The organism is Microbacterium sp. Soil_C_42, assembly GCF_057656735.1.
This window is the reverse complement of the sequence record NZ_JBDGJU010000021.1, coordinates 52171-74878: the sequence shown is the minus strand read 5'-3', so window position 1 is coordinate 74878 and position 22708 is coordinate 52171. Positions and strand designations below refer to the sequence as shown.

At 71.7% G+C, this 22708-nt stretch carries 21 protein-coding genes and 1 tRNA gene; 16 read left to right on the top strand and 6 right to left on the bottom strand.

The features are described from left to right. The 8 genes from AC3A46_RS13080 to AC3A46_RS13045 form a co-directional block, all read left to right on the top strand. A partial coding sequence (locus AC3A46_RS13080) for a hypothetical protein (protein WP_487665571.1) occupies positions 1-983 on the top strand: 983 nt, incomplete at its 5' end. Then, complete coding sequence (rsfS, locus tag AC3A46_RS13075) at positions 983-1363, top strand: ribosome silencing factor (RefSeq protein ID WP_310246850.1); 381 nt, start codon at positions 983-985, stop codon at positions 1361-1363. The genes AC3A46_RS13080 and rsfS, both read left to right, overlap by 1 nt. Positions 1364-1434: 71 nt before the next feature. Then, positions 1435-1507: transfer RNA gene (locus AC3A46_RS13070), tRNA-Ala, on the top strand. Positions 1508-1614: 107 nt separating this feature from the next. Next, on the top strand, positions 1615-2091 hold the full coding sequence (locus tag AC3A46_RS13065) for a VOC family protein (RefSeq protein WP_487665570.1): 477 nt from the start codon (positions 1615-1617) through the stop codon (positions 2089-2091). Beyond that, entirely contained in the window at positions 2088-3230 is a 1143-nt protein-coding gene (locus tag AC3A46_RS13060; protein ID WP_487665569.1) for a PQQ-dependent sugar dehydrogenase, read from the top strand. Before AC3A46_RS13065 ends, AC3A46_RS13060 begins: the two co-directional genes overlap by 4 nt. Positions 3231-3271: 41 nt before the next feature. After that, entirely contained in the window at positions 3272-4369 is a 1098-nt protein-coding gene (locus AC3A46_RS13055) for a zinc-binding metallopeptidase family protein (RefSeq protein ID WP_487665568.1), read from the top strand. Between the two features lie 49 nt (positions 4370-4418). Continuing rightward, a complete protein-coding gene (locus tag AC3A46_RS13050) occupies positions 4419-4766 on the top strand; it encodes a hypothetical protein (RefSeq protein WP_487665567.1) in 348 nt (115 codons plus the stop codon). Between the two features lie 9 nt (positions 4767-4775). Beyond that, positions 4776-5981, top strand: a complete 1206-nt coding sequence (locus AC3A46_RS13045) for a glycoside hydrolase family 3 N-terminal domain-containing protein (RefSeq protein ID WP_487665566.1) — start codon at positions 4776-4778, stop codon at positions 5979-5981. 1 nt (position 5982) lies between these two features. Here the strand turns inward: AC3A46_RS13045 and AC3A46_RS13040 are convergent, their stop codons facing one another. Genes AC3A46_RS13040 through AC3A46_RS13025 form a run of 4 tightly spaced genes read right to left on the bottom strand, consistent with a single transcriptional unit; the run spans position 5983 to position 9398 of the window. Then, positions 5983-6855 (bottom strand): 3-methyladenine DNA glycosylase, encoded by an 873-nt coding sequence (locus AC3A46_RS13040; protein ID WP_487665565.1) that lies wholly within the window; start codon positions 6853-6855, stop codon positions 5983-5985. A 45-nt stretch (positions 6856-6900) separates the two neighbouring features. Further along, positions 6901-7614 carry an SOS response-associated peptidase gene (locus AC3A46_RS13035; protein ID WP_487665564.1) on the bottom strand — a complete coding sequence of 238 codons (714 nt, stop codon included), beginning with the start codon at positions 7612-7614 and terminating at the stop codon, positions 6901-6903. A gap of 46 nt (positions 7615-7660) precedes the next feature. Further along, positions 7661-8716 carry an App1 family protein phosphatidate phosphatase gene (locus AC3A46_RS13030; RefSeq protein WP_487665563.1) on the bottom strand — a complete coding sequence of 352 codons (1056 nt, stop codon included), beginning with the start codon at positions 8714-8716 and terminating at the stop codon, positions 7661-7663. A gap of 4 nt (positions 8717-8720) precedes the next feature. After that, positions 8721-9398, bottom strand: a complete 678-nt coding sequence (locus tag AC3A46_RS13025) for a DedA family protein (RefSeq protein ID WP_487665562.1) — start codon at positions 9396-9398, stop codon at positions 8721-8723. A gap of 42 nt (positions 9399-9440) precedes the next feature. On the opposite strand from AC3A46_RS13025, the gene AC3A46_RS13020 reads away from it, so the two are divergent. From AC3A46_RS13020 to holA, 5 genes are all read left to right on the top strand, one after another. Then, positions 9441-10757, top strand: a complete 1317-nt coding sequence (locus tag AC3A46_RS13020; protein ID WP_487665561.1) for an anthranilate synthase component I family protein — start codon at positions 9441-9443, stop codon at positions 10755-10757. 61 nt (positions 10758-10818) lie between these two features. Continuing rightward, positions 10819-13419: a leucine--tRNA ligase gene (gene leuS / locus AC3A46_RS13015; protein WP_487665560.1), complete on the top strand. Its 2601-nt coding sequence runs from the start codon at positions 10819-10821 to the stop codon at positions 13417-13419. Between the two features lie 91 nt (positions 13420-13510). Beyond that, on the top strand, positions 13511-14134 hold the full coding sequence (locus tag AC3A46_RS13010; RefSeq protein ID WP_487665559.1) for a helix-hairpin-helix domain-containing protein: 624 nt from the start codon (positions 13511-13513) through the stop codon (positions 14132-14134). 1 nt (position 14135) lies between these two features. Continuing rightward, entirely contained in the window at positions 14136-16526 is a 2391-nt protein-coding gene (locus AC3A46_RS13005) for a ComEC/Rec2 family competence protein (protein ID WP_487665558.1), read from the top strand. Between the two features lie 43 nt (positions 16527-16569). Next, complete coding sequence (holA, locus tag AC3A46_RS13000; protein WP_387137358.1) at positions 16570-17607, top strand: DNA polymerase III subunit delta; 1038 nt, start codon at positions 16570-16572, stop codon at positions 17605-17607. An 86-nt stretch (positions 17608-17693) separates the two neighbouring features. Here holA and rpsT read toward each other — a convergent pair whose 3' ends face one another. Continuing rightward, positions 17694-17954, bottom strand: coding sequence for a 30S ribosomal protein S20 (rpsT, locus tag AC3A46_RS12995; RefSeq protein WP_341999261.1), 261 nt, complete (start codon positions 17952-17954; stop codon positions 17694-17696). 239 nt (positions 17955-18193) lie between these two features. Between rpsT and AC3A46_RS12990 the strand changes: the two genes are divergently transcribed. Continuing rightward, entirely contained in the window at positions 18194-19552 is a 1359-nt protein-coding gene (locus tag AC3A46_RS12990; RefSeq protein ID WP_487665557.1) for a GH1 family beta-glucosidase, read from the top strand. Then, positions 19549-20799, top strand: a complete 1251-nt coding sequence (locus tag AC3A46_RS12985; protein ID WP_487665556.1) for an MFS transporter — start codon at positions 19549-19551, stop codon at positions 20797-20799. The genes AC3A46_RS12990 and AC3A46_RS12985 overlap by 4 nt, the downstream gene beginning before the upstream one ends. Here AC3A46_RS12985 and AC3A46_RS12980 read toward each other — a convergent pair. Beyond that, positions 20788-21513 carry an alpha/beta fold hydrolase gene (locus tag AC3A46_RS12980; RefSeq protein ID WP_487665555.1) on the bottom strand — a complete coding sequence of 242 codons (726 nt, stop codon included), beginning with the start codon at positions 21511-21513 and terminating at the stop codon, positions 20788-20790. The genes AC3A46_RS12985 and AC3A46_RS12980 overlap by 12 nt on opposite strands. Before the next feature lie 40 nt (positions 21514-21553). On the opposite strand from AC3A46_RS12980, the gene AC3A46_RS12975 reads away from it, so the two are divergent. Continuing rightward, positions 21554-22696: a pyridoxal phosphate-dependent aminotransferase gene (locus AC3A46_RS12975; protein ID WP_487665554.1), complete on the top strand. Its 1143-nt coding sequence runs from the start codon at positions 21554-21556 to the stop codon at positions 22694-22696. Positions 22697-22708 lie beyond the last annotated feature (12 nt).

Below are 22708 nucleotides of genomic sequence, written 5' to 3'. Positions count from 1 at the left end.
CGGCGCCCGTTCCCGACGCCGCCGTGGACCTGGGCGTGTCTCCGCTCACACGCCGCCAGGCGCGCCAGCAGGAGCGCATCCGCACCGCTTCGGTGCCCGTGATCACGCCGGAGGTCGTCGCCGCCCACGCGGCCGCCAGCGGCGGCGCCGCTGCGACATTCGCGTTCCCCGTCGCCCCGCCGCCCGTGGCGCCGTTCGACGAGCCGGCGCCGTCGCTGTTCACCCCCGCCCCCGACGCGTCCTCGGTCTCGACCGACAGCGGCATGCACGCGCTGTTCGGCATCCCTCGCGAAGCGGAGCCCACGTCGGCCCCCGCGCCGACTTGGCAGCAGGCCGGCCCCGTCGCGGTTCCCGACTTCGCGGACGAGCACCCGGCGCCCGAGGTCCAGGACGGCCCGCTCGACAGCGTGTCCGGCGCCTCTGACGATGACGATGACGACGACGAGACCGAGGCCGAAGCGGCCCCTGCGGCGCCGAAGGCCGTCAGCCCGCTCCTCGGCGCCCGTCTGCTCGACGACGCACCCGCCGCCGGGGAGCCCGCGGCCGTCGAGTTCCCTCCCTCGTTCGACCAGCTGCTCACGCGCACGACCGGTGCCATCGCGATCCCCAACGCGCTGATCGTGTCACAGGCGCCGGAGGTAGGGCCCCTCGTGGCGCCCGTCACCGCCACCGGCGAGGTCATCGTCACCGGCACCTTCAACCTGCCCGAGGGACTCGGCTCCACCGGGCACGCGAAGGGCACCGCCGACGGCAAGGAGATCGATGCCACGCTGGTCGACGGCGAGCTGCCGTCGCACTCGTCGCCGACGCCGATCGCCGCAAGCGCCGCCGTGAGCACCGCGAAGGCGCCCGGCGACGTCATCAAGCCCCCGGTCCCCGAAAAGGGCGGCAAGCTCATGATGTCGCTCGCGATCACCGCGGGCGTGCTGGCCCTCGCCCTCGTCGGCGTTCTGATCCTCGCCTTCGTGACAGGAGTGTTCTGATGGTGGCGAACGTGCAGTCGCACGACATGCTCCAGATCGCCGCGGCCGCGGCCGATGCCAAGGGCGGCGAGGATCTCGTCGCGCTCGACGTGTCCGAGCCCCTTCCGCTCGTCGACATCTTCCTGCTGGTCACCGGGCGCAGCGAACGCAATGTCGCGGCGATCGCCGACGAGATCGAGGACAAGCTGCTCGAAGCCGGCCACAAGCGGCTGCGTCGCGAGGGCCGCGACGAGTCGCGGTGGATCCTCATCGACTTCGGCGACCTGGTGGTGCACGTGTTCCACGAGCAGGAGCGCGTCTACTACGGCCTCGAGCGACTGTGGAAGGACTGCCCTGTCGTGCCCATCACCCTCCCGGCCCGGGCCACCGTCGAAGAGTGACGCTGGTACGGAGCACCCCTCCGAATGTTGTAAGCTAGACGAGTTGCCCCGCGAGAGCGGGGACAGCATCCGGGCCTGTGGCGCAGCTGGTAGCGCACCTGCATGGCATGCAGGGGGTCAGGGGTTCGAGTCCCCTCAGGTCCACCGAGAAGGCCGCCCGATGAGGGCGGCCTTTCGCTTTCCCGAACACCGCGGCACGGCGTCGCCCGTGCCCATTGCGCGGCTGGGGCGCGTCGACAAGGGTGGAGCGCATGAGTGCTGTGACCCCGTTCCTCTGGTTCGACGACGCCGCGGAAGAGGCGGTCACGTTCTACACCGCGCTGATCCCGGACTCCGAGCTCGTCACGATCGACCGCTACCCGGACGAGGTGCCGGGCATGGGCGGCAAGGTCATGCACGTGCACTTCCGGCTGGGCGGCCGCGACTACTTCGGCATGGACGCCGGCCCGCAGTTCCCCTTCACCGAGGCTGTCTCGCTGTACGTCGCGTGCCGCGACCAGGCCGAGGTCGACCGCTACTGGGACGCCCTCACCGCACAGGGCGGCCAGGAGCAGCCCTGCGGGTGGCTGAAGGACCGTTGGGGGCTGTCGTGGCAGATCATCCCCGACCGGCTGGTCGAGCTGATCCGCCACCGCGACCCTGAGATCGCCCATCGCGCGGTGCAGGCGATGCTCCGCATGCGCCGCATCGACCTCGCTGCCCTCGAGTCGGCCGTGGCGGACGGATGAGACGCGACGCCCGGTGGGCGGCGGTCGGATGCCTCGTGCTGGCCCTGACCTCGTCAGCGGGGTGCACCGCCCCGGCGCCGCCGTCGCCGGCCCCCTCGTCGCAGGCGCCCACGATCGGCCCGAGCACGTCTGCGGCCACCGAGTCGTGGTGGCGTGCCGGGTCGGTCACGGGAACTCTCGCATCGGAGCTGGTGGCGCCGTGGTCGGTCGCGCCTCTCGACGGCGGGGGCGCGCTCATCTCCGAGCGCGGCGACGGCACGGTGCTCGAGCTCACCGCGGACGGTGAGGTCCGCACGGTCGGCGTGGTCTCCGCTGTGGTGTCGGGCGGCGAATCCGGCCTTCACGGCCTTGCCCTGCACGAGGCCGACGGCGCGCGCACGCTCTTCGCCTACTTCGGCGCGAGCGACGACAACCGCGTGGCACGGATGCCGTTGCTCGGCGACCCGGGATCCTTCGAGCTGGGCGAGCCGGAGGTGATCCTCGACGGCATAGCGCGGGCGAGCACCCACGACGGCGGCCGCCTCGCTTTCGGTCCGGACGGCTACCTCTACGTCACGACCGGGGATGCGCAGCGGCGCGACGCCGCCCAAGACCCGGACGACCTCGGCGGCAAGATCCTGCGCGTCACCGTCGACGGCGACCCCGCTCCGGGCAACCCGTGGAACACGCGCGTCTGGTCCATGGGACATCGCAACGTCCAGGGGATCGCCTGGACGGCGGACGGCACGATGTGGGCCAGTGAGTTCGGTCAGAACACCTGGGACGAGCTCAATCGCATCGAGCCCGGCGCCAACTACGGCTGGCCGATCGTCGAGGGCATGTCCGACCGGGAGGGCTTCATCGATCCCGTGGCGCAATGGCCGACGAGCGATGCGAGTCCCAGTGGGATCGCCACGCGCGGCGACACGGTCTTCATGGCGGGGCTCCGCGGCGAGCGACTCTGGCAGATCGACACGGATGCCGGCGAGATGCGCGGCGAGCCCGTCGCCGCGCTGGTGGGCGAGTACGGGCGACTGCGCGACGTGGTCGCGCCGACAGACGGGTCGCTGTGGCTCTTGACCAACAACACCGATGGACGCGGCTCGCCGCGACCAAGCGACGATCTGCTCCTGCGGGTGGAGCTCGTCGAGGCGCCGTGACGCGTGCGCCCGCGCGCACCCCGGCACGCTACGGTGAGAGCGTGACCTCGCAGCCCCGCTGTCCGCATTGTCGCCACTTCGTCTACCTGGACACCCTGCAGTGTCCGAACTGCGAAGCCGAGATCGGCTACCACATCCCCACACGCGAGTTCTTCGGGCTCCGTCACGGCCAGGCCGTCATCGACGACGAGACCTGGTACACCTGCTCGAACCGCGAATGGGCGTGCAACTGGCTGGTGTGGGAGAACGCGCCCGCCGGCCGCTGCTTCTCCTGCCGGCTCACGCGCCGCCGTCCGGCGGCGGACGACACCGTCGCGCTCGAGAAGCTCGCGAAGACCGAGGAGGCCAAGCGCCGGCTCCTCCTGCAGCTCGCCGATCTCGGCCTGCCGATGGTCGGGTGGGACGTCGAGAAGGGCGGGCTCGGGTTCGACCTGATCTCCAGCCTCTCCGACGGCAAGCCGGTCACGATCGGGCACGCCAACGGCATCATCACGATCGACCTGGCTGAGAGCCTCGACGACCGCCGCGAGGCGCTGCGCGTGCGGCTCGGCGAGCCGTACCGCACGATACTCGGCCACCTGCGGCACGAGGTCGGTCACTACTACCAGAACGTCCTCCTCACCGACGACGAGCTCTGGGCGCGGTGCCGCGAGCTCTTCGGGGACGAGCGCACGAGCTACCGCGAGGCGCTGAAGCACCACTACTCGTTCGGAGCCCCCTCCGACTGGCATGAAGCCTTCATCTCCGAGTACGCGACGATGCACCCGTGGGAGGACTTCGCCGAGACGTTCGCCCACTATCTCCACATCACGGGCACGCTGCAGACCGCCGCGGTCATCGGCATCCATCTCGATGCGTCCGTGACCAACCTCCGCGACACGGATGTCGTCCCCCTCGAGTCGTACGAGCACGAGCCGATCCAGAGGCTGCTCACCGATTGGGAGTGGCTGTCGCAGGCGTTCAACCGCATCAACCGGTCGATGGGCTTCGGCGACCTCTATCCGTTCACGATCGTGACGCCGGTGCGGCACAAGCTCGCCTTCGTCCACGACATCGTGACGCGCGCCCCGCTCAGCCCGGGGGAGCAGTACACGCTCGCGATGGCGGGGGCCGGGGCGGGGGAGACAGAGACGTCATGACTTCGTTCGCGCGGGGGCAGCGGATGATCGGTGCGGCGGCGCACTCGAGATGGTCCAGCGCACGCGCCTCGACTGCGTCCTGGGCACCACCGCCGACGAGCTCGCGACCACGGCGGGCTCCTCGGCGGTCCTCGATCGGCACGTGGAACGCGCCCTCGCCCTGCTGCAGCGCCTCGCGGCCGATCCGGATGCGGCGCCGTCGCAGGCCCGCCGACTCAGCGAAGACCTCGCGCTCGCCTTCCAGGCGTCCCTCATGCTGCGCCACGCACCCGGGCAGGACGCCGACACGTTCATCGCCGCCAGGCTGGGCGAGGAACGCGGCGCAATACGGTGTGCTGCCTTCGGGGACGGATGCCGCGGCCATCGTCGCGCGCCACTGATCGCCGTCCGCGCTTAGGCTGTTCGAGTGACTGCGGCGCGACGTTCCCTCCTGCTCGCCGCGGTCGTCGCAGCCGCGGCGATCGGCTGCGCCTCGTGCGCCGCGACACCCACCGCGAAGCCGGCGCCGACCTCGTCGCCCACGGTCACGATGACGCCGACCCCCGATGCGGCACGTCTCTCGCCGGCCGAGCAGGCCGTCTCGTCGATGTCGCTGCGGGAGCGCGCGGCGAGCGTCGTGATGGGGCACGTTCCGACGACGGATGCCGCGGCCCTGCGCTCGTACATGGAATCCACCGATGCCGGGGGCTTCCTGCTCATGGGCGCGAACATCCCCGCGGACGAGGCGGCACTCCAGGAGATCACCGCATCGCTCACGGTCGACCCCGCGCACCCGCCGCTCATCGCCATCGACCAGGAGGGCGGCGACGTGTCACGGCTGCCGTGGGACGATCTTCCGTCACCGCTGGAGCTGCAGCAGGCCGATCCCGCCACGGTGGAGGCCGCGTACGCGGGGCGTTCGGCGCTCGTGCGCCAGGCAGGCATGTCCGTCAACTTCGGCATCGTGGCGGACGTCACCGCCGACCCGGACTCGTTCATCCATCGTCGCGTCCTCGGCACGACACCCGACATCGCGGCCGCCCACGTGGCCGCCGCGGTGAACGGTGAGAAGGGGAAGGTCTTCTCGACGCTCAAGCATTTCCCCGGCCACGGCGCGGCACCCGGCGATTCCCACTCCTCGATCCCGTCGACCCCGATGCCGCTCGATCAGTGGCGCGCCGCCGACGCCCTCCCGTTCCAGGCGGGAGTCGACGCCGGCGCCGAGCTTCTCATGTTCGGCCACCTCGCGTACACCGCCGTCGATCCGGCGCCCGCGAGCCTGTCGCCCGAATGGCACCGTATCGCGCGGGACGAACTGGGCTTCGAGGGCGTGACGATCACCGATGACCTGGGCATGCTGCAGAGCTCCGGCCTTCGCGAATACGCCGACCCCGTGGCGAATGCCGTCAACGCCCTCGCGGCCGGCAACGACATGCTGCTGACGGTGGTCTCGTCGACGCCCGAGACGGCTCCGCAGATCGTCGACGGCATCGTCGCCGCGGTGGAGTCGGGCGCGGTCCCGGCGGATCGTCTCGAGGAGGCGGCGACGCGCGTGATGGAGCTGCGCCTCGCCGCCGCCGAGGGCGCAGGCGGAGAACTCCCGTGCACCACGTGCGCGGATCCGGCCGGGTGAGTCAGGCGCCCGCGATCTCGATGAGTCGGCCCCGGAGAAGCTGTCCGCGCTCGGCGAAGCCGCGCTGCGCGCGCACATACGCCGCCTTGCCCTCCGCGGTCTCGATCGGCACGGGCGCGTAGCCCCAGTCCGCGAGATCGTAAGGGGACGCCCGCATGTCGAGCACGCGGATGTCGCGGGCGAGCTCGAACGCGTCGAGCATCACCTCGCCCGGCACGAGCGGCCCGAGCTTGACCGCCCACTTGTACAGGTCCATGCCGGCATGGAGGCAGCCGGGCTGCTCGAGCGCCGCCTGCGTCTCGCGCGTGGGTGTGTCGCGGTTGCGCGCAACGGCGTCGGGCGTGAAGAACCGGAATGCGTCGAAGTGCGTGCACCGGAGCTCGTGCGCCTCGACCACCGCGTCGGTCGCGTCCTGCCCCAGTCGGAGCGGAACGGGATGCCGGTGTTCCTGCTGCCGGTACACCATGGCCCACTCGTGCAGGCCGAAGCACCCGAAGCCGGGGGCACGGCCTGCGGTGGCCCGGAGGATCCGCCCCACGTTCGCCACGAGCGCGCCCCGCTCGGCCCGGAAACCTTCACCGTCGACGGCGAGAGCGCCGGGCACGCTGCCGGGCCGGTACCAGCGCCATCCGGCGCGGGCGTCGGAGGCGGCATCCGCCAACTCGACGCCCTCACCGGGATGCCAACGGTGCAGGACGGAGGGCTTGTACGAGTAGTACGTGAAGAGGAAGTCCTCGACAGGGTGCTTCTCACCCCGCGCGGCCCGGACGCGGTGCGCGGCCGTGAGCGCTCGGGCGCGCGCATCGTGCGCCGCCTCGCGCTCGCGCCACAGGCCGCCGGCGAGCACCGGGGCTTCAGGGGGCGCGATCGTCACCGTTCGAGGATACGCGGGCGCGCCCGGGCGGGCGCTGAGTGCGGGTCAGGCCTCGACGGGCTCGATGAGCTCGGGCGAATTGTTGCGGACGTTGCCGACGTCCTTCGACACCTCGTGGTCGTCGAGGGTGTCGGCGAGGGCGGGGGCCGCGTCGATCGCCGCGTCGAGCACATCGCGCACGTTGTCGGTGGTCGGGTCGAGCCAGGCATCGGCATGGTCGGGGTCGAGGAACAGCGGCATGCGGTCGTGGATCGAGCCGAGGCGGCCGATCGCGTCGCGGGTGAGGATCGTGAAGCTCAGCAGCCAGCGCTCGGGGTCGTCGTCGCCCTTGGTCTTGTCGCGCCACCACTCGTACAGCCCGGCGAGGAACAGCGGCTCGCCGTCGGCGGGATGGATGTAGTGGGGGATCTTCGTGCCGTCGACGTTCTTCCACTCGTAGTAGCCCGACACGGGCACCACCGCGCGGCGCTTCTCGAGAGCGCTGCGGAACATGGGCTTGTCTTCGAGTTCCTCCGCCCGGGCGTTGAACGCCCGCGCACCGATCTTGGTGTCTTTCGCCCACGACGGGATCAGTCCCCAGCGGGCGGCCTCGAGACGGCGGGTCGGCGGCTCGGTCTTCGCCGAGTCGAGCACGATCGCGGCGCTGGCGGTCGGGGCCACGTTGAAGGACGGCGCCGGGAGATCGTCACCCTGGACGTCGACGCGCAGCACCCCGACGAGATCGGAGCCGGCGCTGGCCACTACGAAGCGTCCGCACATGACGCCAGCCTACGCGTGGCCACCGACGTCGATGCAGCGGGACCGGTCAGGCCTCGAGTGCTCCGGCGGCACCGAGGACGCCGACATCCTCCAGCCGCTCGAGCAGGCCGGCGCCGTCGCTGTCGCTCACCCACGGCACCTCGGCGGCCGCGTGGTCGTTGACGGCGGTGCGGCCGCCGGCGAGGACCGCTTCCGCCGGGGAGAGGCGGCGGATGGCGACGGCAACGACCCGTGACGGGTGCTCGTCGGTGAAGGTCGTGTAGATCGCGTCGTCGTGCTGGCCGTCGTCGCCGATGAGGAGCCACCGCACGTGGGGGAACTCCTCGGCGAGGCGACGGAGGTTGGAGAGCTTGTGCGCCTTGCCGCTGCGGAACCAGCGGTCGTGGGTGGGACCCCAGTCGGTGAGCAGCAGCGCACCCGGCGGGAACACGTGGCGGCTGAGGAACCGCATGAGGGTGGGCGCGATGTTCCACGCACCGGTGGAGAGGTAGATGAGAGGGGCGCCCGGGTTCTCCCGCACGACACGCTCCATCAGCACCGCCATGCCGGGGACCGGCTGGCGCGCGTGCTCGTTCACCACGAACGAGTTCCACGCCGCGAGGAGCGGGCGGGGGATGGCCGTGACCATGACGGTGTCGTCGACGTCCGACACGATGCCGAACGTCACATCCGGCGCGACGATGAAAGCCCGTGTCTCGACCGGCGTCCCGCCCTCCACCGACACCGTGAAGGTCTGCCAGCCGGGTTCGAGGCCCGCCGGGAGCTTGGTGTCGATCACACCGCCCCGATCGGCGACGACATCGTGGTCGACGCCCGCGATCGTCACCGTGACCTGCGCGTACCCGATGGGGACGGCCGCGAAGCTGCGCCAGCCGCGCACTCCGGCGTACTCGCCGGTGGTCGTCTGCTTCGCCGGCGGGACGATCATCACGCGGCCGAGGACGCGCACCCAGCCCGGGCCTCCGTAGCCGGGGAAAGGCGTGACCGTGGGTGTCTGACCCCGACGGCGCGCGCGCCGCTCGCGCCATGCGTGGAACCGGTACTCCAGGCGTGCCAGCCACAGGACCTTCGTGCGCACATTGTGAGGATCGGTGTGGGGCACCGCTTCAGTCTTTCATGTCCGCCACGGGGGACTCGTCCGTGCCGTCGTGCTCAAGGTGCTTGCGCTCAGCGCGCTCGATGACCTTCTTGCTGATGAAGACGAGCACCAGGAACAGCACGATGACGCCCACGAAGATGTAGCCCGCGTAGTGGAGCTGGTCTGCGAGCTCACGGTATGTGCCCGCGGCGACGGCCGCGACCGAGATGTAGAGCGTCGACCAGATCACGCACGCCGGGATCGTCCATGCGAGGAACCGTCGATACGGGTAGCCGCTCATCCCGACGGTGAGCGGCACGAGCGAGTGCAGCACCGGCAGGAAGCGCGAGAGGAAGATCGCGGGCCCGCCCCGACGCCGCAGGTATCTCTCCGAGCGCGCCCAGTTCTCCTCGCCGATACGGCGTCCGAGCGCGGAGTGCTGGATGCGCGGGCCGAGGTAGCGTCCGAGCCAGAAGCCGATGCTCTCGCCGATGAGGGCGCCGATGACCACTGCGATCCCGAGGATGACCCCCTCCAGCACGGACGAGACCGCGGTTGCGGCGACGATCACCACGGTGTCGCCGGGGACCACGAGCCCGATCAGCACGCTGGTCTCGAGCATGATCGCGAATCCGGCGAGGAGCGTCCTGACGATCGGGTCGACGCTCTGCACGGCGTCGAGCAGCCACGTCAGGAACTCGTTCACGCCACGAGCCTAGAGGTCTGCGCGTCCCTCTAACCTGGGAAGATGACGGAGCCCCTCGCCGCCGCGGACGTCGCGCACTGGGTGGATCCGGCATCCGTCTTCAGCGCCGTCTTCGCGGACGAGCCGCACGCCTTCTGGCTCGATGCCGGACCCGACGCGCGTGAGGGATGGAGCTGGATGGGCGCGGGGTCACCGGACGACCCGGCGCAGGTGAAGGCGACGACCTGCACGGCCGTCACGGCTTCCTCTGACGAGAGCCCGTTGCGCGGCGGCTGGGTGGGCTGGACCGGCTACGACGACGCCGCGGCCCGCGCGGGCGCCCCTGCGGCCCGCGAGGCCGACGGCGTCCCGCAGGACCTGTGGCTGCGGGTGGAACGTCTCGTCGCATTCGATCACGCGCGCCGGAGCGTACGTGCGTACGGTTCTGCGACGGACGTCGTTGAGCTCGCCACCGCGGTCACCGCGGCGACCGGCGAGCACATCCTGCCCTCACCAGCCGGGCCCGGCACCGTCGCCCGCGCCCGCCACCGCCCCGATGAATACGCCGCCCTCATCGAACGCTGTCGCGACGCGATCCGGGAGGGCGACGCCTACCAGCTGTGCCTCACGACGCGCTTCGAGGTCGAGGCATCCGTCGATCCCGTCGAGGTCTATGCCCGCCTGCGTGCGGCGACACCCGCGCACCACGGGGGGTTCGTCCGATCGGGCGACATCGCGCTGCTGAGCGCGAGCCCGGAGCAGTTCCTCCACGTCGAGGAGGCGTCCGACGGCGGTGCCGTCGTGCGTACCCGGCCGATCAAGGGCACCCGGCCACGCGACGCGGACGCCGTCGCCGATGCTGCGCTGGCGGCGGAGCTGCGCGCGAGCGAGAAGGAGCGCGCCGAGAACGTCATGATCGTCGACCTGATGCGCAACGACCTCTCGCGCGTCTGTGTGCCCGGCACCGTCGGCGTCGATGCCCTGCTCGAGGTCGAGTCGTATCCCGCCGTGCACCAGCTCGTGAGCACCGTGTCGGGTCGTCTCGCGGCCGGCACGACGCTCGACGACCTGCTGGTCGCGACCTTCCCAGCGGGCTCGATGACGGGGGCGCCGAAGCTGTCGGCGATGACGCTCCTCCATGGTCTCGAGGGCGCGCCCCGCGGAGTCTTCTCCGGCTGCTTCGGATGGGTCGGCGATGACGGCGCGCTCGATCTCGCGATGGTGATCCGCTCGATCGTCGTCAGGCCCGAGCGCGCGTACGTGGGTGCCGGCGGCGGCATCACGTGGCGATCGGATGCCGCGGCCGAAGTCGCCGAGGTCGGGATCAAGGCGCGCGGGCCCCTCGCCGCGCTGGGCGCCGCATTGCCGCCGGGCTGGTGAACCGCCCGTTCCGCTAACCTGGAAGACGCGCTTCGCGCGCTGCGCGCGCTTTCCGGCTTCCATGATTGGCACTTTCCACGTGAGTCAGACCGAAACCCCCGACACCTCTGCGCCCACAGAGGGCTACGACGCCTATTCGATCCAGCAGAAGTGGCAGGCGCGCTGGGCCGAGGCCGACCCGTTCCGCGCCGGCGGCGCCGACGACACGCGCCCCCGCAAGTACGTGCTCGGCATGTTCCCGTACCCCTCCGGCGACCTCCACATGGGCCACGCCGAGAGCTACGCCTACGTCGACATCGTCGCGCGGTTCTGGCGTCACCGCGGCTACAACGTGCTGAACCCGATCGGATGGGACTCGTTCGGCCTGCCCGCCGAGAACGCGGCGATCCAGCGCGGGGCCGACCCGCGCGAGTGGACCTACGCGAACATCGAGCAGCACAAGAAGAGCTTCCGCGAGTACGGCTCGTCGTACGACTGGAGTCGCATCCTGCACACGAGCGACCCCGAGTACTACCACTGGAACCAGTGGCTGTTCCAGCGCCTCTACGAGCGCGGCCTGGCCTACCGCAAGGAGAGCCCGGTCAACTGGTGCCCCAACGACCAGACCGTGCTCGCCAACGAGCAGGTCGTCGACGGCCACTGCGAGCGCTGCGGCGCCGAGGTGATCAAGAAGAAGCTCACGCAGTGGTACTTCAAGATCACCGAGTACGCCGACCGACTGCTCGACGACCTCAACCAGCTCGAGGGCTTCTGGCCGCAGAAGGTCATCCGCATGCAGCGGAACTGGATCGGCCGCTCGGTGGGCGCCGACATCGACTTCGAGATCGAGGGCCGCGCCGAGAAGGTCACCGTCTTCTCGACCCGACCCGACACGCTCCACGGCGCGACCTTCATGGTCGTGGCCCCCGACAGCGACCTGGCAGCCGAGCTCGCCGCCGGCTCGTCCGCCGACGTGCGCATGCGCTTCCAGGACTACCTCGAGAGCGTGCAGCGCGAGACCGAGATCGAGCGCCAGAGCACCGATCGCCCGAAGACAGGCGTGTTCCTCGACCGCTTCGCCGTCAACCCCGTCAACGGGGAGCGCCTGCCCATCTGGGCCGCGGACTACGTGCTGGCCGACTACGGCCACGGCGCCGTCATGGCCGTGCCCGCACACGACCAGCGCGACCTCGACTTCGCACGGGCGTTCGACTTGCCCGTCAAGGTCGTCGTCGACACCACGGCGCCGATCACGGGCGCGATCCCGGTCATCGAACTCGACGAGGAGGGTGTGCCGATCGATCCGGGTCCCCTCGAGACGCTGTCCGACCTCGACCCCGCGACGACCGGCATCGCTCTGACCGGCGAGGGGCGCCTCATCAACTCGGGTTCGCTGGACGGACTCTCCAAGCGCCACGCCATCGCGCGCATCATCGAGCTGCTCGAGGCCGCCGGTACCGGGCGCGCCGCGAAGTCGTACCGCCTGCGCGACTGGCTCATCTCGCGCCAGCGGTTCTGGGGCACGCCGATCCCGATGATCCACACCGAGGACGGCCGTATCGTGCCCGTCCCCGAGGACCAGCTGCCGCTGCGCCTGCCCGACGCGCACGGACTCGACCTCGCCCCCAAGGGCACGTCGCCGCTCGGCGGCGCGACGGAGTGGATGAAGGCGACCGACCCCGAGACGGGCGAGCCGGCGCTGCGCGACCCCGACACGATGGACACGTTCGTGGACAGCTCGTGGTACTTCCTGCGCTTCCTGGCGCCGAACGACCCGAACGAGGCGTTCCCGTCGCGCGAGGCGGACCGCTGGGCCCCCGTCGACTCGTACATCGGCGGCGTCGAGCACGCGATCCTGCACCTGCTCTACGCGCGGTTCATCACCAAGGTCCTCTTCGACATGGGGCTCATCGATTTCACCGAGCCGTTCTCGAGCCTCATCAACCAGGGCATGGTGCTGCTCGACGGCTCGAAGATGTCGAAGTCGAAGGGCAACCTGGTCGAGTTCGCGTCGAGCATGGTCGACCCCGGCGCCGACGCGGTGCGCACCGCGATCGCGTTCGCCGGACCGGTCGAGGACGACATCAACTGGGAGGACGTGTCGACCACGGGCGCCCAGAAGTTCCTCGCCCGCGCCTGGCGGGTCGCCTCCGACGTCACGAGCGATCGCGACGTGGTGTGGGCCGAGGGCGACGTCTCGCTGCGGCGTGTGACCCATCGCCTCCTCGCGGACGCTCCGGGGCTCGTCGAGCAGACCAAGTTCAACGTGGTCGTGGCGCGCCTCATGGAGCTCGTCAACACGACCCGCAAGACCATCGACACCGGCGCCGGACCTGCCGACCCCGCCGTTCGCGAGGCCGCCGAGGCCACGGCGATGATCCTCGACCTGTTCGCTCCGCACCTGGCGGAGGAGATGTGGGAGATCCTCGGGTACGACCGTTTCGTCGGCCTGGTGCCCTGGCGCACCGCCGACCCGACCCTGCTCGTCGAGGAGAGCGTCACTGCGGTCGTGCAGGTCGACGGCAAGGTGCGCGGCACCCTCCGGGTGCCCGCCCGCATCGACGCCGCCGAGCTCGAGCGCCTCGCCCGCGCCGATGAGAAGGTCGTGCGCTCGCTCGCAGGACGCGAGATCACGCGGGTGGTCGTCCGCCCGCCGAAGGTCGTGAGCTTCAGCACGCACTGAGCCTCCTCCACAGGAGGACCGGGTCCCGGGGGTATGCACATCCCCGGGACCCGCCGCATCTCGGCCCCCTCCCGCCTCCTAGCGTGGGTCTGTGACAGCCGGCGACCGTTCCGAGGGCGCGTCGCCCGAGCGCCTCGCCGCGCGTCGCCGCCTCGGGGTCGGCGCCGTCGTCGTGCTCGTGATCGCCGCGCTGGCGATCACCGTCGGGATCGGCATCCTTCGCGGCGCGATGGCGCCTGTCGACGAGGTCGTCATCGACCCGACGCCCGGGGCCGCGGCGACGCCCGCGTCCCGGCTCTACGTGCACGTCTCGGGTGCGGTGCGCACCCCTGGCCTCTACGTGCTGCCGGCGGGCTCCCGCGTCGTCGATGCGATCGCGGCCGCCGGAGGGTTCGCCGATGACGCGGACCGCGACGCGGTCAACCTGGCGCGCACGATCGACGACGGCGAACAGCTGCCGGTGCCACGCGAAGGAGAGGCGCCGCCCAGCGCGGGAGCACCCGGACCCGCAGCACCGGCAGACACGCGGGTCGATCTCAATACCGCCGACGCGACCCTCCTCGAGACGCTGCCACGCGTCGGTCCGGCGCTGGCCGAGCGCATCATCGCGTGGCGCGACGACAACGGCGGGTTCACGAGCATCGAGGATCTCCTCGCCGTCCCCGGCATCGGCGACAAGATGCTCGAGTCGCTGCGCGACCTCGTGACGGTGTGACGTGCGTCGCCGACCCGGGCTGCGGCTGGTACCGGTCGCGGCAGCATGCTGGGCGGCCGCCGCCGCCGCGATCCTCGCTCCTGCGGCAGCGCCCTGGATCGCTCTGACCCTCTGGGCTCTCGTCCTCGGCCTGACGACAGCCGTGGCGAGCCTGAGCGCACGCGATGGCGTTGCGTCTCGCCACGCCGGCGCACGGGCGGGATTCCGGATGCCGCGGGCCACCGTGCGCCGTGCGCTCGTGGTCGTCGTGCTCGCGGGGGCGGCTTCGGCGGCCGCCGCGTCCCACGTCGCCCTGGCGCAGCCCGCGCGGAGCGCCGTCGAGGATCTCGCTCTCACCGGCGGCCGGGCCGTCGACATCCGCGCGGACGTCATCGGCAAGATCGAACGACGCGCCGACGGCTCGCTCGCCTTCGATGCCCGGGCGTCGCACGTGACGATCGGCGACGTGACGCATCCGACGCCGGTCGAGATCACGGTGCGCGTCTCAGCGGAGGACGTCGACCGCCCCTGGCAGCTCGACGTCGGCTCCACCGTGGACGCCCACGGCACGGCGAAGCAGGGGCGCCCGGGGGAGCGGGCGGCGCTCGAAGTGCGGGCGTCGCGCGGGCTGGAGGTGGTGAACCCTCCGAGCGGCGCCGCAGCCGTCGCCGGCGGGCTGCGCCGGGGGCTCGTCGCGGCGGTGCACGGTCTGCCCGGCGAGGGCGCGGGGCTCGTCCCGGGGCTCGCGGTGGGCGACACGTCGGTCGTGTCGCCGTCGCTGGACGCGGCGATGAAGGAGTCCTCCCTGTCGCACCTCACCGCCGTGTCGGGGGCCAACTGCGCGCTCGTCGTCGGCATCGCGTTCGCCCTCGCCGCCGCACTCGGCGCCTCGAGGAGGCTCCGCGTCGCCTGCGCAGTCGCGGTCCTCGCCGGGTTCGTGATCCTGGTCACGCCGGAGCCGAGCGTCGTGCGCGCGTCCGCGATGGCCACGATCGCGATGCTCGCCGTGCTGCTCGGCCGCGCCGGTGCGGGCATGGCCCTGCTGTCGGTCGCCGTCGCCCTGCTCCTCGTGCTGGATCCGTGGCTCGCAGCCTCGCTCGGATTCGCGCTCTCGGTCGCGGCGACGGGGTCGCTGCTGCTGTGGGCGCGCCCGCTCGCCACCGGCCTCGCCCGAGCAGTCCCTCGGCCGCTCGCACTCGCCCTCGCGGTGCCCCTCGCCGCCCAGCTCGCGTGCGGCCCGCTGCTGATCCTCATCGAGCCGACCGTGCCCGTCTACGGCGTGCTCGCGAACCTCCTCGCCGGGCCCGCCGCACCGGCCGCGACCGTGCTCGGTCTCGCGGCGTGTCTCAGCGAACCGCTGCCGTGGCTGCAGGCGGGTCTCGCGGCGCTCGCGTGGCTGCCGGCATCGTGGATCGCCGCGACGGCGACCACCGTGTCGACGCTCCCCGCCGACGCGCTGCCCTGGCTGGAGGGCATCCCCGGTGCGGTGGCCCTCGCCGGGGTCGGCCTGTCGATCGGACTCGCGATCGCGATCGCCCGCGGCGGCTCGCGGGCCCGGCGGGCCACGCGCGGGATCGCGATCGTGGTCGTCGCCGTGCTGACCGGTGGCGGGCTCGGCGCCGGCGCCTTGACCACGGTCGCCGGCCGGTGGACCCTTCCCGCCGCCTGGACGGTGCTCGCGTGCGACGTCGGCCAAGGAGATGCCGTCCTGCTCCGCTCGGAGGGCGCTGTCGCGCTGATCGACACCGGGCCCGACCCCGAACCGCTCGCCGCGTGCCTTTCGCGAGCCGGCATCGATCGCATCGACCTGCTCGTCCTCACCCACTACGACCTCGACCACGTCGGCGGGCTCGACGCGGTGCGTGGTCGTGTCGGCACGGTGCTCCACGGGCGGGGCGGCGCGGAGGGGCAGGCTGCGATCGCTTCGCTGACGGCGCGGGGAGCCCGGGCGACCGAGGCGTCGGCCGGGCTCAGCGGGTCGCTGGGAGGTGCGCGGTGGCGGGTGCTCTGGCCGAAGGCCGCCAGCCGCGCCTTCCCATCGGGCAACGATGCCAGCGTCGTGCTCGACGTCCGAGGCGGCGGCATCCCGCCGACACTCCTGCTCGGCGACCTCTCGGCCTCGCCGCAGCGGCTCCTGACGGCATCGGGGGCGCTGGATGCGCCCTACGCGATCGTCAAGACGGCTCACCACGGCAGCGCCGATCAGGACGCAGGGCTCTACGCCGCCGCACGGCCGTCGATCGCGCTCGTCACGGTCGGCGCCGACAACGACTACGGGCATCCGCGCGCCGAGGCGCTGAGGATCCTCGCCGGCGTCGATGCGACGATCGCGCGCACCGATCGCGACGGTGCGATCGCCCTGTGGAGCGCCGAGACCGGCTCGGTGGCGATGTGGCGCGACGGCGGAGGATGAGGGGAAGGCGGCCGCCGTCGGTGGGCGTCGGTAGGCTGGGGCAATGGCTTCCCCCGCACGCCGAGCACCCGCGAAGGCCGCGCGCAGCGCCATTCCCCAGCTGTCCTGGCGGGCTCCGCAGCCGGCGCCGATCGTGCTCGTCTCCGGGCCGGAGGAGGTCTGCGCCGAACGGGCGATCGCGGGCGTGCGCGACTATCTCCGCGCCGAAGACCCGACGCTCGAGGTGTCCGACATCCGGGCGGACGACTACGCCGCCGGAACGCTCCTCGGCGTCACCTCGCCGTCGCTGTTCGGCGAGCCCCGGCTGGTCCGGGTGAGCGGCGTCGAGAAGTGCTCCGACACTTTCCTCGCCGAGGCCGTCGCCTACCTCGCCGCACCGCAGGACGGCGCGACGGTCGTGCTCAGGCACACGGGTGCGAGCGTGCGCGGCAAGAAGCTGCTCGACGCGATCCGTGCGGGGGAGGGCTCGGGCGTCGAGATCGCGTGCCCGGCCGTCAAGCGCGACTCGGACCGCTTCGACTTCGCCGCGGGCGAGTTCCAGGCCGCGAAGAAGCGCATCGCGCCGACCGCGCTGCGCGCGCTCGTCTCCGCGTTCGCCGACGACCTCACCGAGCTCGCGGCGGCGTGCCAGCAGCTGATCGCGGACGTCCCCGGCGACATCACCGACCAGGTCGTCGAGCGTTACTACGGGGGCCGCGTCGAGACGTCGGCCTTCACGGTCGCCGACACGGCGATCGCGGGGCGCTACGGCGAGGCGCTCATCGCGCTCCGGCATGCCCTGGCCTCGGGCGCCGACCCGGTGCCGCTCGTCGCGGCCGTCGCCATGAAGCTGCGCACGATGGCGCGGGTCGCGGGCAACCGCGAGCCGGCGAAGGCCCTCGCCTCGCGACTGGGCATGAAGGACTGGCAGATCGATCGCGCGCGCCGCGACCTGGTCGGCTGGAACGAAGAGAGCCTCGGCCGCGCGATCCAGGCGACGGCACGGGCGGATGCTGAGGTCAAAGGCGGCTCGCGCGACGCGGTGTTCGCCCTCGAGCGCATGATCACGGTGATCGCCACGCGCGCACCGTACGGCGCCTGACACGGCACTCGCGAACGCAAGCGAAAGGCCCGCCCCTTGCGGGACGGGCCTTCACGCGACTCGGGGTCGCGGAGGTTGTCAGAGGCTCAGAGAGCGGCGACCTGCTTGGCGATGGCCGACTTGCGGTTCGCCGCCTGGTTCTTGTGGATGACGCCCTTGCTGACCGCCTTGTCGAGCTTCTTGGTCGCCGTGCCCAGCGCCTTCTCAGCCGCGGCCTTGTCGCCGGCTGCGACGGCCTCGCGGGTGCGACGGACGTGCGTCTTCAGCTCGCTCTTGACGGCCTTGTTGCGCTCGCGCGCCTTCTCGTTGGTCTTGTTGCGCTTGATCTGCGACTTGATGTTCGCCACGTGTCGACGTTCTTTCGTTCGAAGGTGAATCGGATTGATGTGCCGGTCAGCGAGAGAGGGGCGCTTCGCGGCGGTCGTGAGGGCGAACCCACACGCAAGCCAAACAAGGATTCTACCAGGTGAACCGATGACTCACGGACGTCCACAGGCGTGCACGGCGGAGCCCTTCGATGATGCATGATCTACGCGTGGGTGCGCGCACCGCTGGGGATGGGCGCGCCGTGACGAAGGAGTCCGCCGTGCCGCAGCATCCGTCTGTCGATCTCTCGCCGTTCCCGCCGGGCTTCCGGTGGTCGGCGGCCACCGCCGCGTTCCAGATCGAAGGCTCGCGTGCCGCTGACGGACGCGGGCGGTCGATCTGGGACGACTTCGTCGCGACGCCCGGCGCGGTGCGCGACGGGGCGACGGCGGACCCGGGCCCCGACAGCTACCGGCGTCATCGCGAAGACGTCGCGCTGCTGACCGCGCTCGGCGTCGATCGGTACCGCTTCTCCCTCTCGTGGGTGCGGATCCAGCCCGAGCCCGGTGGCCCTGTCAGCCAGGCCGGACTCGACTACTACCGACGACTCGCCGACGATCTGCTGGATGCGGGCGTGACGCCGTTCGCGACGCTCTACCACTGGGATCTTCCGAGCGTCCTCGAAGAGCGGGGCGGGTGGCTCGACCGCGACACGGCCCTGCGATTCGGCGAGTACGCCGAGATCGTCGCGCAGTCGCTGGGCGACACCATCCGTCACTGGTACACGCTCAACGAGCCGGTCTCGACGTCGCTGCAGGGCTATGCCGTCGGCACGCTCGCGCCGGGCAAGCAGCTGCTGTTCGGCGCGCTGCCGACCGTGCACCACCAGCTGCTCGCGCACGGCCTCGCCCTCCGCACGCTGCGCGCGGCGGGCGCCGCGGAGGTCGGCATCGTCAACAATCACACCCTGGTGCGCACGGCGGGCCAGACGGCTGCCGATCTCGCGGCCGCGGCCGTGTACGACCTGCTCCACAACCGCGTCTTCGCCGACCCCGTGCTCACCGGCGCCTACCCCGACCTCGAGGCGTTCGGCATCCCGCCGATGCCCGTCGAGGAGGGCGATCTGGAGTCGATCTCAGCGCCGGGGGACTTCTACGGGATCAACTTCTACAACCCGACCACGGTCGCCGCCGCGCCCGAGGGCAGCCCCGTCCCGTTCGAGATCGTGCCCACGCCCGGCGCGCCCGTCACCGGCTTCGGCTCCGAGTGGCCGATCGTGCCCGCGGCCCTCACGGGTCTCCTGCTCGATTTCCACGAGCGCTACGGCGACCGCCTGCCACCGCTCGTGATCGGCGAGAACGGGGCGTCCTTCCCCGAGCCGGACCACGTCGACGGCCCCGTGCCCGACACCGACCGCATCGCGTACCTCGCGGGGCACATCGACGCGGTCGGGGCGGCCGCCGCTGCGGGCGTCGACGTGCGCGAGTACACGGTGTGGTCGCTCCTGGACAATTTCGAGTGGGCGGACGGCTGGTCGCAGCGGTTCGGCCTCGTCCACGTCGACTTCGACACCTCGGCACGAACGCCGAAGGCGTCGTTCGACTGGTACCGCGCCCTCATCGCGAAGGCGCACGCGTGAGCGCCCGGCAGGGCGCCAGGGTCGGCGCGGGCTGGTTCACGCTCTTCACGCTCGCGTGGCTCGCGCTGTGGACGGTGCAGCTCACGCCGCTGCAGCTGCTCATCCCGCTGCAGCTCGACACGCCGGACGATGCCGACGGCTGGGTGTCGGGCGTGGTGTCGTCCGGCCTCGTGCTGGCGATCGGCGGCGTCGCCGGGGTGATCGCCGCCCCGGTCGCGGGGGGCCTGTCCGACCGCACCCGCGGCAGGATGGGGCGCCGGCGCCCCTGGGCGCTCGGCGGAGTGTGGCTCGGCACCGCGTCGCTCGCCGCAATCGCCTTCGCGTCCGGCCCGTGGGGCGTGGGGCTCGCCTGGGTGGGCGTCTCTGTCGGCGTCGCTGTGGCCTCCGCGGCCTTCACCGCCCTCATCGCCGATCAGCTGACGACGCAGCGGGGAGCAGCATCCGCCGCCGTCTCCTCATCGCAGGCTCTCGGTATCGTCGTGGGTGTCGGCGTCATCGTGCTGCTCGAGCTCGGCGTGGTGGTCGGCTACCTCGTGCTCGCCGGCTTCCTCGCGGTGATCGGCACGGCGGCGGCGCTCCTGCTGCCTGATCCGCCCGCAGGTGCAGACGTCGCCGTCGCCCGCCAGGTGCGTACGCTCCGCGAACGGCTCGCGGCGCTGCGCGATCGCGACTTCGCGTGGCTGCTCGCCGGGCGTCTCACCGTGAACATCGGCAACGCGCTCGGAACCGGCCTGCTGCTGTTCTTCCTGCTGTACGGCCTGCACCGCGACCCCGCGACGGCCGAGGACGAGCTGCTGCTCCTGATCCTCGTCTACACCCTGTTCGTGGTGGGTTCCTCGATCGCGTCGGGGTGGATCTCGGACCGTACCGGACGACGGATCCCGTTCGTGGTGTGGTCGGCCGTCGTCCAGGGTCTCGCGTCGATCATCCTGGTGGTGGCGCCGTCGCTCACCACCGCGATGATCGCGGCGGCTCTGCTCGGCGTCGGCTACGGCGCGTACATGTCGGTGGGACTCGCTCTGGGCACGGACCTGCTCCCGTTCCCCGAGGACCACGCCCGCGACCTCGGCTTCGTGAACGTCTCGGCGAGCCTCGGCCAGCTCATCGGCCCGCTCCTCGGCGCCGGTCTCGTCGCCCTCGTGGGCGGCTTCTGGCTGCTGTTCCTCGTGGGGGGCATCCTGTCGATCGCCGGCGGCTTCATGACGTACGCGATCCGCAGCCGCGAGCGGCAGCCCTCAGCCGTGTGACGCCTCCAGGGTCGTCAGCGCAACCTCGAGCACCGCGTCGAACACGCGCGGCCGCATCACCGTCACGTGATGGGTCGTCCGCGGCACGACGATGAGCTCTGCGTGCTGCGCGACCCTCATGAACAGCTTCTCGTTCACGCGCAGCTGGTCCCACTGTCCGTTGACGAACCACAGCGGCACGTCGATGCGATGGAGGGCCGCGAGCAGATCGAGCACAGAGAGGCTGCGCAGCGCGACGTCCTGCGCATCCAGCGCGTAGCCGCCGGCGCCGAAGTCGGCGCGGGTCTCGTCGGGAAGGATGCGATCGAGCATGAGGTCGGTCAGCCACATCCCGCGGTCGGGCAGCGAATCGAAGCCGCGGGCGAGCAGGCGATACGTCGCGAGCCCCGCGCCGCGAGGGATCGCTGTGCAGGATGCCGCGACGAATCCCGCGACGGGCGGCGGGTCCTCGGCACCGACGTACTCGATGCACAGCAGGCCGCCCATCGAGTGCCCCGACAGCAGCACAGGGCCGCGCTCCGCGGCGGCACGCACCGCGGAATCGATCGTCTCGAGCGCCCCCTCGAGCGTGAACGCCTCCGCCATCCGCGAGCCGTGGCCGGGCAGGTCGACAGCGGTGACGGGGTTCCCGCGGGCCGTCAGGTACTCGACCTGCGCGCGCCACATCGTGGCGGACGTCCGGATGCCGTGCACGAGCACGACCTGGACGACCATGACGCCAGGGTAGCCGTGCAGGCCCGCTTAGCATGGCGGCATGCCCGAGATCGCCCCGCACATCGCGCGCATGCCGGGTTCCGGTGTGCGTCACATCCTCGAGCGCGCCCTGCGCCGCCCGGGCACGATCATCCTCGCGGTGGGCGAGCCGGGAGAGGTCGCGGGGGAGCGGATCAGGGATGCCGCCTCCGACGCCTGGCGCGACGGGGCGATCCGCTACACCCCGAACGGCGGGATCCCGGCGCTCCGGGAAGCGATCCGGGACAAGCTCGCCCGCGAGAACGCGCTCGAGGTCGACCTCGAGCAGATCTGGGTGACCGTCGGTGCCACCCAGGCGCTGCATCTGGCGATGGCGCTCACCCTCTCGCAGGGCGACGAAGTGCTCGTGCCCGACCCGGGCTACACGACCTTCACGATGAACGCACATCTCCTGCAGGCGACGCCGGTGCCGTATCCGCTGCGCCCCGGACGCGCGTTCCAGCCCGATCTCGCCGAGCTCGAGTCGCTGGTCACGCCGCGGACGCGCGCGATCATCGTGAACACCCCCTCCAACCCGCTCGGTTCGACTTTCGACCGCCCGACGCTGGAGGCGCTCATCGCCCTGGCGCGCCGCCACGACCTGTGGCTCATCAGCGACGAGGTGTACGAGCGCTTCACATGGGGCGAGCCGCACGTGAGCCCCGCGACGCTCGACGACGACGGGCGCGTGCTGTCGGTGTTCTCGATGTCGAAGACCTACGCGATGACCGGGGCGCGGGTCGGGTGGCTGGTCACGCCCCCGGGATGGCGGCAGACCATGCTGCGGGTGCAGGAGTCCGTGGTCAGCTGCGTCGACGAGCCGTCGCAGCGCGCGGCCGCCGAGGCGCTCACCGGCGACCAGCTGGCCGTCGGCCACAGTGCGGCGCACTACCGCGACAACCTCGCCGCCGCGACAGCGCTCCTCGACGCCCGGGGACTGCGCTACCTCGACCCCACAGGCGCGTTCTATCTCTGGATCGACGTCGCGCACGTCTCCGGCGGCGACGTCGTCGCCTGGTGCGAGCGGTTCCTCGATGAGCAGGGTGTCGCCGTCGCCCCGGGAAGCGCGTTCGGCGCCTCGGGCGAGGGCTGGATCCGCGTGTGCGTGGCCAGCGACCGCGACGAGCTGCTCGACGGGCTGAGCCGCATCCCCGCTCCGGCCTGACCCGGGCGCCGT

What these genes read in the sequence shown, in the direction of transcription:
- rsfS (WP_310246850.1), top strand. Translation starts at nt 983, where the DNA reads ATGGTGGCGAACGTGCAGTCGCACGACATGCTCCAGATCGCCGCGGCC.
- AC3A46_RS13065 (WP_487665570.1), top strand. Translation starts at nt 1,615, where the DNA reads ATGAGTGCTGTGACCCCGTTCCTCTGGTTCGACGACGCCGCGGAAGAG.
- AC3A46_RS13060 (WP_487665569.1), top strand. Translation starts at nt 2,088, where the DNA reads ATGAGACGCGACGCCCGGTGGGCGGCGGTCGGATGCCTCGTGCTGGCC.
- AC3A46_RS13050 (WP_487665567.1), top strand. Translation starts at nt 4,419, where the DNA reads ATGGTCCAGCGCACGCGCCTCGACTGCGTCCTGGGCACCACCGCCGAC.
- AC3A46_RS13035 (WP_487665564.1), bottom strand. Translation starts at nt 7,614, where the DNA reads ATGTGCGGACGCTTCGTAGTGGCCAGCGCCGGCTCCGATCTCGTCGGG.
- AC3A46_RS13020 (WP_487665561.1), top strand. Translation starts at nt 9,441, where the DNA reads ATGACGGAGCCCCTCGCCGCCGCGGACGTCGCGCACTGGGTGGATCCG.
- leuS (WP_487665560.1), top strand. Translation starts at nt 10,819, where the DNA reads ATGATTGGCACTTTCCACGTGAGTCAGACCGAAACCCCCGACACCTCT.
- holA (WP_387137358.1), top strand. Translation starts at nt 16,570, where the DNA reads ATGGCTTCCCCCGCACGCCGAGCACCCGCGAAGGCCGCGCGCAGCGCC.
- AC3A46_RS12980 (WP_487665555.1), bottom strand. Translation starts at nt 21,513, where the DNA reads ATGGTCGTCCAGGTCGTGCTCGTGCACGGCATCCGGACGTCCGCCACG.
- AC3A46_RS12975 (WP_487665554.1), top strand. Translation starts at nt 21,554, where the DNA reads ATGCCCGAGATCGCCCCGCACATCGCGCGCATGCCGGGTTCCGGTGTG.